Below are 11847 nucleotides of genomic sequence, written 5' to 3' on the forward strand. Positions count from 1 at the left end.
TTGGATTCTTCGCGGGCACGCCCGCTCCCACAGATGACGCGTAGGGCATCTAGCGTGCATTTTTTCTCAACAGTCGGTGCAGAAAACAACGTTTTTACAAACCCTTTCGCACCCGTAGTCTGTGCGCGTACCCGACCACGGAACGTCGACCATGCTCCCGTTGCTGCTGACCACCCTGCTACCGATCATCCTGCTGATTACCTTGGGCACCTTCCTGCGCCTTCGCGGCTTTCTGGCCGAAACTTTCTGGCCGGGTGCTGAACGCCTGAGCTACTACGTATTGCTTCCCTCGCTGTTCCTGCACGGCCTGGCCACGGCCAACCTCGACGGCGTGCCAGTACTGGGGATGGTCGGTGTGCTGATGCTGTCGACCCTGGCCGGGGCGCTGCTGCTGGTGCTGTACCAAGGCGCAGTGAGCCACGACGGCGCCGACTTCACGTCGGTCTTCCAGGGCGGTATCCGCTTCAACAACTACATTGGCGCCACACTGGCCGCCGGCATCTACGGCAGCGCCGGCATCGCTCTGGCCGCGGTGGCCAATGCCGCCATCGTGCCCTTGGTCAACCTGCTGTGCGTGCTGGTGTTCGCCCGTTTCAGCGCCCGCCACAGTTCACCGGCCACGGTGCTGAGGGCGATTTTCGCCAACCCGTTGATCGTCGGCTGCGCGGGCGGCTTACTGCTGCGTGTGACCGGGCTGGGCCTGCCGCCCGGCATCGAACCCACGGTCAAGGCGCTGGGCCAGGCCGCCCTGCCGATGGGCCTGCTGTGCGTAGGCGCGGCACTGGGTGGCGCCAGCCTGGGCCAGCAGGTGCGCCCGTTGATGGCGGCCTCGGCGTTCAAGTTCCTGGTCATGCCGCTGACCACCTGGGGCTTGTGCCGCCTGGTTGGCCTGAGTGGCCAGGCAGCGGTCGTGGCGGTGCTGTTCCAGGCCCTGCCTACCGCCTCTTCGTCCTACGTGATGGCCCGGCAAATGGGTGGCAACGCCCCGCTGATGGCCACCATCATTGCCCTGCAGACCGTGGCCGCCGCAGCCACCCTGCCTTTGGTACTAATGCTTACGCTTGGCTAGACTGGTATCAACCCCTCTCCCGGAAGCTAGCCCATGCGCCTTGCCTGGATCCTGATCGGCTTGACCTCGGCCCTGCTCGCAGGCCCCTTGCACGCAGCCGACACCGCCAAGGCCGCAGTGGCTGAAGACAAGGCCGAAGTGCTTGAAGAAAAGGTGGTGGAAAACGCCCCGCCCCCCAAGAAATCAGAAAAACTGACCCCAGGTGAAGCCCAGGCGGTCGATCCCGCCGGCCAGGCACCGCTGGACGACAGCATCACCTGCCTGGCCCGCACCATTTACTGGGAGGCCAAGGGCGCCGACGCCGAAGACATGTCGGCTGTGGCCAGTGTGGTGCTCAACCGCCTGGGCCACGATGGTTTCCCCGATACCATCTGCGGCGTGGTCAAACAGGGCGTGGAAACCAAGGCCTGCCAGTTTTCCTGGTGGTGCGACGGGCGCCCGGACCAGGTCGAGGAAGCGCAACGCTACGATGTGGCCAAGGAAATCGCACGCAAGGCGCTTAACCAACAGTTGAAAGACCCCACCGGCGGCGCCCTGTACTTCCACGACCGCACCGTGCACCCCGAATGGGCCAAGGCCTACCGCAAGACAGCGCAGACCACACATTTCCTGTTCTACAAGCCGAATCAGGCGTTGGCCCGTTGATGCGGTACCGAGCAATCAGAAACCAATGCGACCTGAAAACTTGACCAGCCGTGGGTCACCCTGGGCTACCTGGGAGGTTGGGAACAGTTGGCGTTTGAGGATTGTTTCTAGCCAATGTTACGAATGATTACCAAGTAATCGCACTTTTGTGCCAACCAGTGGTCTACTCCCTCTTTTGCCGCCCGCAACGATTGCCGGCGTTTTCATTGCTTTGCACCCGCCAGGGGCCAAAAGCCCCGGGCTTGTGTAGGATGAGCAGCGCATACCACGACGCTGCCAGTCATAGGGAGATCCACATGCGCGTCCTGTCATCCGTTGCCGCCTTGTCGCTGGGCCTGGTCGTCTCGACCGGGGCACTGGCTTTCACCGGCGAAGAGCTGCAACTGATCGATTCGATCAATGTCTACCGCAGCCAGGCCCAGCCCTGCGGTGGCGAGGCGTCGCTGGAGCTGCCGCCGCTCAACAGCGACACCCGCCTGGCGCTTTCGCCAGAGGGCACCCGTGACCTGCAGCAGGCCATGACCCGCGCCGCCTACCCCATGGTCAACGTTCAGGCCATCAGCCTGTCGGGGCCACGCGACGCGCGCGCTGCCATGCACGCCATCGAAGAAAGCTTTTGCCAGGTGGTGCTCGACCCCCAGTTCGTCGATATCGGTGTCAGCCAGGAGGGCCGCGACTGGCGCATCGTACTGGCCCGCCCACTGCTCAGTGGCCGCCTGGGTGACTGGCAGGCCGAAGGGCAGAAGGTGCTGCAGGAAATCAACGCCGCGCGCAAGCTGCCACGCCAATGCGGTGGCCAACCCTTCGCCGCCGCCCCAGCCCTGAGCTGGAGCACCGCACTGGCCGGCGTCGCCGCCAACCACACACGGGCCATGGCCAACCAGAACTTCTTCGACCACATCGACAAGGAAGGCCGTACCCCAGGTGACCGGGCGGAACTGGCGGGTTACCTGTATCAGCAGATTGGAGAGAACATTGCGGCCGGGCGTGATACCGCGCACAAGGTAGTCGAAGGCTGGCTACAGAGCCCGGGGCATTGCGCCACGCTGATGAACCCGGACTTCCGCGAAATGGGTGCGGCTTATGCGGTGGACCCTAAGAGTGATGCTGGGATCTACTGGACGGGGTTGTTCGGGACGCCGCAGTAAAACCGCTGGAATCGGGGCTGCTGCGCAGCCCCAAGGGTTTAGCTGACGGGCATCAGTCCTACTGCTTACCTGTCCGTAACTCAAAGGCCGTACACCCAAACCGCCGTCGCACACATTTGCCCAGGTAACTGGCATCGCCCAGCCCTACTTCATCGGCAATCTGCGCCAGGCTGTGGCTGGAATTGAGCAAGCGCCAGCGCGCCTGCTGCAAGCGCATCTCCAGCCACCAGGCCTTGGCGCTCATGCCGTGGCTGGCCTGAAATTGCCGGTCGAGCTGACGCCGGCTGATGCCCAGTTCAGCCGCCAGTTGCGCCACTGCCAACGGCGTGCCCAAGTGATGGCGCATCAGCGCCTGCGCCCGCTGCACCTGCCGCCCCTGCCCGGCGGCCAGCTCAAGCGAGCGCAGGGTATGACGGCTGTCGCGGGTTTCGTCCACCAGCATGTCAGCCAGCCCTTTGAGCGCCCGGGTTCGCCCGCAGGCCTGTGACAACAACGCCACCGCCAGGTCGATGGCCGCCGTACCTCCTGCACAGGTGATACGGTTGCCGTCAATGCAATACAGCTGCTCACGCAGCATCTGCAACTGTGGGAAAGCTGCACGAAACTCGGCTTCGTGGCGCCAGTGCACCACCACCTTGTGCCCTTGCAACAGCCCGCAGGCAGCCAGCAGGAACGCGCCGTTGTCGACCCCTACCAGCTTGACCCCGGCTTTGCCGGCCCGCCTGAGCAAGGCCTGGTAGCGCGGCGCCAACGCGGCGGTGGCCATGGCATTGCGCCCGCCGAACACGACCAGATAGTCGAAACGGGACAGATCGACCTGGCCGGCATCAGCCTCCACCTGAACCACCGCGCCACTGCTCGATGGCACCGGGTCGAGGCTGATCCCTGCCACGGTCCAAGTGCAGTAGCGCTGCTGACTGTAGTCTTCGTCATCGGCGCTGAAGCGTAACTTGTCGAGAAAGGCGCCGAACGGCAACAGGGCAAAATCCGGTAACGGCAGGATCAGCAAACGGATATCAGGCAGCATGGCGTTGCGTCCAGAAACGACTGTTCAATGTCCAGATACTACCCTTGATGGGCGCAGTTCGCGCCATAAACTGGCACCCTCCACACCAATAAGGCACTTGCGCAAATGGCACTCGACACCTGGCTGATCTACCTGCTGGCCAGCATTGGCCTGTCACTGACCCCAGGCCCCAACAGCTTGCTGGCCCTGACTCATGGTGCCTTGTACGGCGCCCGGCGAACGTTGTTCACGATCGTTGGCGGGGTGTTCGGCTTCAGCGCCCTCATCGCCCTGGCGATGTTCGGCCTCAGTGCCTTGCTGCAAACCTCAGCCTCGGTGCTGAGCGTGTTGAAATGGGTGGGGGGGGCTTATTTGGTCTGGTTGGGCATCCAGCTGTGGCGCAGCCCGGGGCTGCACCTGGAACTGAACGAGCGCAGCGCTCGGCTTGGCAATGCCGGCCTGTTCCGCCAAGGCCTGTTGTCGGCCATGGCCAACCCCAAGGTGCTGCTGTTCTATGGGGCCTTTCTGCCCCAGTTCATCGACCCGCAACGCGGCTTGATGCTGCAGTTCGTGGTGATGGCGGCGACCTTCGCCAGCGTCGAGTTCCTGGTCGAGTACCTGCTGGCGCGGTTGGCATTTCGTATTCGGCCTTGGCTGGCCAAGGGGGGTAAAGGTTTCAACCGTTGCTGCGGCAGCCTGTTTGCCCTGATCGGTGTGGCGCTGCCGCTTGGCCGATGACGCCCCTTGTCAGTTGCCCCGGGCCTTGAACAGGAACACCAGCAATGCTAGGCCGGGCAAGCCTGCGCCCACCAGTGCCACCCCCTGCCAGCCGAACTGGCTGAACAGCGCACTGGCTACCGCCGAACCCAGTGCCCCGCCCAGGAAGATGCTGGTCATGTACACCGCGTTCAACCGTCCGCGGCTGGCCGGGTCCAGGGCATACACTTCGCGCTGGCCAATGACCATGTTCATCTGCACCGCAAAATCCAGCAGCACACCGGTAAGGCCCAGGCCGATCACGCTGTAACCCGGCGCCGTCAGCCCCAGCAACAAGGCCGCCGGCGCCAGCAGCAGGGCCAGCAGCGAGCCGGCCCGAGCATGCCCGGCATCGGCCAGGCGACCAGCCAAGGGCGCGGCAACGGCCCCCACCGCCCCCACCAGGGCAAACACGGCAATCTGGCTCTGCGACAGGCCATGCTCACCCGCCAACGCCATCGGCACGGCTGTCCAGTACAGGCTGAACGCTGCAAACATCAGTGCCTGGTACAACGAGCGTTGGCGCAGCAGCGGATAACGGCGCAACAGCGTGAGCAACGACAGCATCAACCCGGCATAACTGGCCTTGTGCTCGGGCCGACGCTGCGGGAGGGTCAGCGCCAGCAGCAGGATGATCGCCAGCATCACCCCGGCGGCGCCAATGAACACAGCGCGCCAGCCCAAGTGGTCGGCCACCAGGCTGGACAACGGCCGCGCCAGCAGGATACCCAGCAACAGGCCGCCCATGATGTTGCCCACTACCCGGCCACGCTGCGCCTCTGGCGCCAGGTGCGCTGCCAGTGGAATGAGCATCTGCACCGCCACTGAGCTGAACCCGATCAACAGTGCATAGCCCAGGAACAGCTGGCCCTGGCCGCTGCGGCTGGTGCCCGCCAACAGCAGGCTTACACAAGCCAGCACAGCGGTGCCGACCATCAACCGGCGGTTTTCCAACAGGTCGGCCAGCGGCACCAGCAACAGCAGCCCCAGGGCGTAACCCAACTGGGTGAGAGACACGATCAGGCTGGCATGTTCGGTGGACAGCCCAAGGTCCGGCGCGATCAGGCCGACAATGGGCTGGGCGTAGTAGATGTTGGCAACGATCGCGCCACAGCAGAACGCCAGCAGCACGACCAGGGCCCGGCTCAGGCCGGTGGCTGCGGGCTGGGCGGCGGCAAGGTAGGGATTCATGCGAGGTTCCTCGGCAAGGGGTGGAATATGCCGGCTACCTTACCCAGACGCCTCAGCGCAGAGAATCCGCTGCTGGCGCAACGCGGCTTTGCACGCTGAGCAATGCCGCGGCTACCGCTCCAGCAGGGCTGCGCAAAAGTCGATGAACGCATTCACCCGCCGCGAGCCACGGTGGTTGGGCAGGTACAGGGCATTGATGCTGTTGTTGGCCATGCCTGGGCTGACCTGCCAGTCGGGCAACACCCGCTGCAGGCGCCCGACCTGCACATCCTCGCGTACCAGCCAGTCGGCCAGCAGTGCGATGCCGCTGCCCCCCAGCGCGGTTTCACGCAACATGTCGGCATTGGCGCTGCGCAACGGCCCGGTTACGTTCAGCTCCAGGCTGTCCTGCCCGCGCGCCAGGCGCCAGGGCCGTGCCTTTTGCCCGTAACGGAAGCGCAGGCAGGCGTGCTCCAACAGTTGCCGGGGGTGTTGCAGCGGGTCACGCCCGGCCAGGTATGCCGGGCTGGCCACCAGCCACCGCTCGAAGCGGCCAAGCTGGCGGCACACCAGTTCGTCATTGGGTGAGGGGTCGCCCAGGCGAATCGACAGGTCATAACGGCCGTCCAGCAGATCATCCAGCCGGTCGCTGAGGTCGATGTCCAGCTCCAACGCCGGGTGCCGCGCCAGAAACGGCCCCAGGTGCGGGGCGATGACCCGCCTGCCGAACTCCACCGGCAGGCACAGCCGCAAGACACCGACGGGCTCCTCGCCACGGTCGGCAACACTGGCATCGGCCTCGTCCAGCGCCTCGAAAATGCTGCGGGCCCGCTCGTAGTAACGGGCCCCGGCCTCGGTCAGGCTGACCTGGCGTGTCGAGCGATTGAGCAACGAGGCGCCCACGGCCGTTTCCAGGGCATCGACCAGGCGGGTTACCGACGACGTCGCCAGCCCAAGCCTGCGCGCAGCCGCAGAAAAGCCCTGGGCATCGACGGTAGCTACGAACATCTTCATCGCCAGGAGTTTGTCCATCTGCTGCACGTCTTCCAAAACTCAGAAAGTTCTTACAAACCGCAGGGCGGGTCAAGAAGCGCGCTATGCGGCGATTGCGTCCATAGTGAAACCACTCCCATTCCAGCGAGGCTTCCCATGACACTCAACAACCTGCTGACTGCCCTGCCACACTGCGACCCCACCCGTGCCGAGCGTGTAGATGAGTTGCTGAGCCGCCCTGGCTTGCGCGTGGAGCGTATCGTTTCCAGCGGCCAGGTCAGCCCGCCCGGGTTCTGGTACGACCAGGCCGAAGGTGAGTGGATCGTGCTACTCAGCGGGGCTGCCGGCCTGCGTTTCGAACACGAGCAGCACACCCGCCTTCTGGCGCCGGGCGATTGCCTGGACATCCCGCCGCACTACCGCCATCGCGTGGAGTGGACTGCGCCTGGAGTGGCGACGGTCTGGCTCGCCGTTTTTTACAGCAGCAACGCGCCTTGGCCGGTGTGACGGCGGCCAAACACCCACTCGACCAACGTATGAATGCAAAATTATTAACCAACATGAACATATCGTTTAATGCATTTTTAAGCACATGATCTAGAATTTTAGCCACATCTTCGCAAGTTCAGCCCTGCGACAATCAGCCTCACAAAATTATGTACCAACTTGTTAATTAGCAAGCTAAGGGCTTAGACTGCGCGCATTCCACCTGCTGAGATCCCTGGCATGAACGAAACACCGCGCGCCTCTGGCGCCACAAACATCCTCCTGGTTGGCCTGGGCGTAATCATCGCCCTGCTCGGCCTCCTCCTTGCTGCTGGCGGCGTCAAGCTGGCCGGCCTGGGCGGTTCCTGGTACTTCTTGATCGGCGGCCTGGCCATGGCCATCGCCGGTGTGCTGATTGCCCGGCGCAAGCGGGCAGGCGCCTGGCTGTACGCGGCATTCATGGTGGGTACCGCCCTCTGGGCGCTGATCGACGCCGGCCTGGTGTTCTGGCCGCTGTTCTCGCGCCTGTTCATGTTCGGCGCAATCGGCATGGTCGTGGCGTTGGTCTACCCGCTGCTGGCGCGTGCCAACGGCGCCAGCGCCGGCCGTGGTGCCTACGGCGTTGCCGGGGTGATGGCCGTGGTGCTGGTGATCGCCGCTGGCAACATGTTTGTTGCCCACCCAAGCGTTGCCCCCACTGGCAACGGCCCGGGCATGACCCCGGTCGAGGATGGCAAGCAGCAGAAAGACTGGGCCCACTACGGCAACACCGAAGGTGGCAGTCGCTTCGCCGCGCTGGACCAGATCAACCGCGACAACGTCAACAAGCTGAAAGTAGCCTGGACCTACCACACCGGTGACGTGGCCATCAGTGACGGCAACGGTGCCGAAGACCAGCTGACCCCGCTGCAGATCGGCAACAAGGTGTTCATCTGCACCCCGCACAACAACCTGATCGCCCTGGATGCCGACACCGGCAAAGAGCTGTGGAAAAACGAAATCAACGCCCAGTCCAAGGTCTGGCAGCGTTGCCGTGGCATGGCGTACTTCGATGCCACCGCCGCCATCGCCCAGCCAACCCAGCCGAACAGCTCGCCGATTACGGTGGCAAGCGTGCCGGCCGGTGCCAACTGCCAGCGTCGCCTGCTGACCAACACCATCGACGGTCGCCTGATTGCTGTCGACGCCGACAACGGCGAGTTCTGCCAAGGCTTCGGCAACAACGGCCAAGTGGACCTGAAAGCGGGCCTGGGCAACGTACCGGACTCTTACTACCAGCTGTCCTCGGCACCGCTGATGGCCGGCACTACCGTGGTGGTCGGCGGCCGTGTTGCCGACAACGTCCAGACCGACATGCCAGGCGGCGTGATCCGTGGTTTCGACGTGATCACCGGTGAAATGCGCTGGGCCTTCGACCCGGGCAATCCGGAAGATCGCCAGGCACCGCAGGGCGACAGCACCTACGTGCGCAGCACCCCGAACAGCTGGGCACCGATGTCCTATGACCCGGCGATGAACACCGTGTTCCTGCCGATGGGCTCGTCGTCCACCGACATCTACGGCGTGGAGCGCAGCAAACTGGACCACACCTACGGCGCTTCGGTGCTGGCCCTGGACGCCACCACCGGCAACCAGAAGTGGGTATTCCAGACCGTTCACAACGACCTGTGGGACTTCGACCTGCCCATGCAGCCGAGCCTGATCGACTTCACCAAGGACGACGGCCAGTCGGTACCTGCGGTGGTGATCGGCACCAAGGCCGGGCAGATCTACGTGCTCGACCGCGCCACCGGCAAGCCGCTGACCCAGGTCGACGAAGTACCGGTCAAGCCAAGCAACATCCCGAACGAGCCGTACTCCCCAACCCAGCCGAAGTCGGTGGGCATGCCGCAGATCGGCGCACAAACCCTGACCGAGTCGGACATGTGGGGCGCCACCCCGTATGACCAGCTGCTGTGCCGCATCGACTTCAAGAAAATGCGCTACGACGGCCTGTACACCGCGCCGGGCACCGACCTGTCGCTGAGTTTCCCGGGTTCGCTGGGTGGCATGAACTGGGGCAGCATCTCAACCGACCCGGTGCATGGCTTCATCTTCGTCAACGACATGCGCCTGGGCCTGTGGATCCAGATGATCCCGTCGCAGAACAAGGGTGGCGCAGCGTCCGGTGGCGAAGCACTGAACACCGGCATGGGCGCTGTACCGCTCAAGGGCACCCCGTATGCGGTGAACAAGAACCGCTTCCTGTCGGTCGCCGGCATTCCGTGCCAGGCCCCGCCGTTCGGCACCCTGACCGCTATCGACATGAAGACCCGCCAGGTGGCCTGGCAGGTTCCGGTGGGCACTGTTGAAGACACCGGCCCGCTCGGCATCCGCATGCACCTGCCGATCAAGATCGGCCTGCCAACCCTGGGCGGCACCCTGTCGACCCAAGGCGGTCTGGTGTTCATCGCCGGCACCCAGGACTTCTACCTGCGCGCCTACGACAGCAGCAACGGTAACGAAATCTGGAAGGCCCGCCTGCCAGTGGGCAGCCAGGGCGGCCCGATGACCTACGTCTCGCCGAAGACCGGCAAGCAGTACGTGGTGATCACCGCTGGCGGCGCACGCCAGTCGACTGACCGTGGCGACTACGTGATTTCTTACGCACTGCCGTAAGACCGCGTCGCCTGCTTCGCGGGCAAGCTCGCTCCCTCAGGATACTCACTGCCCTTACGAACTGTGCAGTCCTTGTGGGAGCGGGCTTGCCCGCGAATGGCCCTCAAAAATAATTCGAGATTTAGCAATGCCATCCGCAATTCGCATCACCCCCACCCTGCTGCTGGCCCTGGCCAGCACCACCGCCCTGGCCGACGGCGACCTGATGACCCGCAGCACCCTGACCGGTGACTGGGGAGGCCTGCGCCATCAGCTGGAAGACGACGGCGTCAAGTTCACCGGCGACTACAGCGGCGAAACCGCCTACAACGCCCACGGTGGCCTGCACCGCTCGGCGCGTTATTCGCAGAACCTGAAGCTGGGCGTGCAGTTCGACCTGTCCAGACTGTATGGCCTGGACAACGGTGGCAAGGTCCAGCTGACCATCAACGACCGTCGCGGCAACAGCGCCTCGGAAGACCTGGTCGGCAACCGCCTGCCAATCCAGGAAAACTTCGGCGGCCTGTATACGCGCCTGACCGAGCTGAGCTACGAGCGCACCCTGTTCACCCCGGCAATCAACGTCAAGCTGGGTTACATGGCCATGGGCAACGACCTGGGCGGCCTGGACAGCGGTATCCTGTGCAACTTCATGAACGCCGGTTTTTGCGGCCACCCGCTGAACATGTCGGGTGGCAGTGGCTGGACCAACTACCCCAATGCCCACCTGGGCGTGCGGGTAAAGTATGACCTTTCGCCTGCCTGGCAATTGCGCGTAGCGGCGTTCAACGTCGACCCCGAGAGCAATGGCAACTCCAGCCGTGCCTGGCACCTTGGCCCAAAGCACACCACGGGCACCGTGGTGCCGGTGGAGTTGGTGTACAAGCTGCAGGGTGAACTGCCGGGCGAGTACAAGCTGGGCTACTACTACGACAGCTCCGACGTGAAACGCATCGGCAGCGAGGATGAAGTGTCTGGCCGTGGCGGCCATTACATGCTGGTTGACCAGGCCGTGTGGAACGACCAAGGCTCGCCAGGCCGCAGCCTGCACGCCTTCGGCCAGTACTCGGCGTCGAGCAAGGCGGCCTCGCCGTTCACCAAGTGGTATGGCGCCGGTGTGGTGCTGTACAAGCCGTTCGAAGGCCGCCCGAAAGATACCGTGGCGCTGGGTTATGGCCGTGCCGTACCCAACCCGCGTAGCCGCGACGTGCTGGAGGATGCTGCCTTCAATGCCGGCCAGCAGTTCCCCGACATCGACAGCGCCGAGCAACTGATCGAACTGAGCTACGGCTACCAGGCCACACCTTGGCTGAACCTGCGCCCGGATGTGCAATACATCATCGAGCCTGGGGCGTTCTCCGGGAAGGACATCGACAACGCGTTGGTCGTTGGCTTGCAGGTCAAGGCCAGTTTCTAAATTGAAAAGGGCCGCATTGCGGCCCATTCGCCATCAAACTGGCACAAACTGGCCCCTCGGTCTTTACTCACCCCGTCAGCGCAAGGGAGAGCCAGGCCAATGAGCACTGCAACGGAAGGCAAACTGAACGTCTGGGCGCTCGCTGCCCTGGTAGTGGGCTCCTTGGTCGGCGCCGGTATCTTCTCGCTGCCAGCCACCTTCGGCCGTGCCACCGGCGGCTTGGTGCCATCATTGCGCGGTGCATCGCCGGCCTGGGCATGCTGATGCTGGCCTTCGTGTTCCAGACCCTTGCCCGCCCCCGCCCGGACCTAGACTCAGGCATCTACGCCTACGCCAGCGCCGGCTTCGGCAGCTACCTGGGTTTTGCCTCGGCTTTTGGCTTCTGGGCCGGCACCTGCATCGGCAACGTGTCCTACTCCATCCTCATCAAATCCACGCTCGGCGCCTTCTTTCTGCTCTTTGGCGACGGCAACACGGTGGCGGCCATCGCCGCTTCATCCGTGTTGTTGTGGGCCTTCTA

At 64.0% G+C, this 11847-nt stretch carries 11 protein-coding genes and 1 pseudogene; 9 read left to right on the top strand and 3 right to left on the bottom strand.

Annotation, left to right across the window (positions count from 1 at the left end; genetic code table 11):
• Positions 1–151: 151 nt before the first annotated feature.
• The 3 genes from ACF8MI_RS25970 to ACF8MI_RS25980 all read left to right on the top strand — a co-directional run bounded on the left by ACF8MI_RS25970 (position 152) and on the right by ACF8MI_RS25980 (position 2862).
• Positions 152–1069, top strand: coding sequence for an AEC family transporter (locus tag ACF8MI_RS25970; RefSeq protein ID WP_060496997.1), 918 nt, complete (start codon positions 152–154; stop codon positions 1067–1069).
• Positions 1070–1102: 33 nt separating this feature from the next.
• The gene (locus ACF8MI_RS25975) at positions 1103–1714 is read left to right on the top strand and encodes a cell wall hydrolase (protein WP_060496998.1); all 612 of its coding nucleotides are present in this window, start codon (positions 1103–1105) and stop codon (positions 1712–1714) included.
• 296 nt (positions 1715–2010) lie between these two features.
• Complete coding sequence (locus tag ACF8MI_RS25980) at positions 2011–2862, top strand: CAP domain-containing protein (RefSeq protein WP_200929408.1); 852 nt, start codon at positions 2011–2013, stop codon at positions 2860–2862.
• A gap of 58 nt (positions 2863–2920) precedes the next feature.
• Here the strand turns inward: ACF8MI_RS25980 and ACF8MI_RS25985 are convergent, their stop codons facing one another.
• The gene (locus ACF8MI_RS25985) at positions 2921–3889 is read right to left on the bottom strand and encodes a GlxA family transcriptional regulator (RefSeq protein ID WP_060497000.1); all 969 of its coding nucleotides are present in this window, start codon (positions 3887–3889) and stop codon (positions 2921–2923) included.
• 105 nt (positions 3890–3994) lie between these two features.
• Here ACF8MI_RS25985 and ACF8MI_RS25990 point away from each other — a divergent pair, with 105 nt between their 5' ends.
• Positions 3995–4606: a LysE family translocator gene (locus ACF8MI_RS25990; RefSeq protein ID WP_060709616.1), complete on the top strand. Its 612-nt coding sequence runs from the start codon at positions 3995–3997 to the stop codon at positions 4604–4606.
• A gap of 9 nt (positions 4607–4615) precedes the next feature.
• On the opposite strand, the gene ACF8MI_RS25995 is transcribed toward ACF8MI_RS25990, so the two are convergent.
• Positions 4616–5815, bottom strand: a complete 1200-nt coding sequence (locus tag ACF8MI_RS25995) for an MFS transporter (RefSeq protein ID WP_104834610.1) — start codon at positions 5813–5815, stop codon at positions 4616–4618.
• A gap of 111 nt (positions 5816–5926) precedes the next feature.
• Complete coding sequence (locus ACF8MI_RS26000; protein ID WP_060497134.1) at positions 5927–6826, bottom strand: LysR family transcriptional regulator; 900 nt, start codon at positions 6824–6826, stop codon at positions 5927–5929.
• A gap of 117 nt (positions 6827–6943) precedes the next feature.
• On the opposite strand from ACF8MI_RS26000, the gene ACF8MI_RS26005 reads away from it, so the two are divergent.
• From ACF8MI_RS26005 to ACF8MI_RS26025, 5 genes and pseudogenes are all read left to right on the top strand, one after another.
• Complete coding sequence (locus tag ACF8MI_RS26005; RefSeq protein ID WP_060497003.1) at positions 6944–7294, top strand: cupin; 351 nt, start codon at positions 6944–6946, stop codon at positions 7292–7294.
• A gap of 219 nt (positions 7295–7513) precedes the next feature.
• Positions 7514–9931 carry a glucose/quinate/shikimate family membrane-bound PQQ-dependent dehydrogenase gene (locus ACF8MI_RS26010; RefSeq protein ID WP_186723358.1) on the top strand — a complete coding sequence of 806 codons (2418 nt, stop codon included), beginning with the start codon at positions 7514–7516 and terminating at the stop codon, positions 9929–9931.
• 127 nt (positions 9932–10058) lie between these two features.
• Entirely contained in the window at positions 10059–11327 is a 1269-nt protein-coding gene (locus ACF8MI_RS26015) for a carbohydrate porin (protein WP_200929409.1), read from the top strand.
• Positions 11328–11426: 99 nt separating this feature from the next.
• Positions 11427–11591 carry a hypothetical protein gene (locus ACF8MI_RS26020; protein WP_223623869.1) on the top strand — a complete coding sequence of 55 codons (165 nt, stop codon included), beginning with the start codon at positions 11427–11429 and terminating at the stop codon, positions 11589–11591.
• Positions 11585–11847 (top strand): annotated as a pseudogene (locus tag ACF8MI_RS26025) (arginine-ornithine antiporter); the annotation flags it as partial. The gene ACF8MI_RS26020 and the pseudogene ACF8MI_RS26025, both read left to right, overlap by 7 nt.

This window comes from Pseudomonas sp. yb_9 (assembly GCF_043103635.1).
Taxonomy (GTDB): Bacteria; Pseudomonadota; Gammaproteobacteria; order Pseudomonadales; family Pseudomonadaceae; genus Aquipseudomonas; species Aquipseudomonas monteilii.

Coding starts and splice junctions, on each gene's coding strand:
- ACF8MI_RS25970 (WP_060496997.1), top strand. CDS start 152: ATGCTCCCGTTGCTGCTGACCACCCTGCTACCGATCATCCTGCTGATT.
- ACF8MI_RS25975 (WP_060496998.1), top strand. CDS start 1,103: ATGCGCCTTGCCTGGATCCTGATCGGCTTGACCTCGGCCCTGCTCGCA.
- ACF8MI_RS25980 (WP_200929408.1), top strand. CDS start 2,011: ATGCGCGTCCTGTCATCCGTTGCCGCCTTGTCGCTGGGCCTGGTCGTC.
- ACF8MI_RS25985 (WP_060497000.1), bottom strand. CDS start 3,889: ATGCTGCCTGATATCCGTTTGCTGATCCTGCCGTTACCGGATTTTGCC.
- ACF8MI_RS25990 (WP_060709616.1), top strand. CDS start 3,995: ATGGCACTCGACACCTGGCTGATCTACCTGCTGGCCAGCATTGGCCTG.
- ACF8MI_RS25995 (WP_104834610.1), bottom strand. CDS start 5,815: ATGAATCCCTACCTTGCCGCCGCCCAGCCCGCAGCCACCGGCCTGAGC.
- ACF8MI_RS26000 (WP_060497134.1), bottom strand. CDS start 6,826: ATGGACAAACTCCTGGCGATGAAGATGTTCGTAGCTACCGTCGATGCC.
- ACF8MI_RS26005 (WP_060497003.1), top strand. CDS start 6,944: ATGACACTCAACAACCTGCTGACTGCCCTGCCACACTGCGACCCCACC.
- ACF8MI_RS26010 (WP_186723358.1), top strand. CDS start 7,514: ATGAACGAAACACCGCGCGCCTCTGGCGCCACAAACATCCTCCTGGTT.
- ACF8MI_RS26015 (WP_200929409.1), top strand. CDS start 10,059: ATGCCATCCGCAATTCGCATCACCCCCACCCTGCTGCTGGCCCTGGCC.
- ACF8MI_RS26020 (WP_223623869.1), top strand. CDS start 11,427: ATGAGCACTGCAACGGAAGGCAAACTGAACGTCTGGGCGCTCGCTGCC.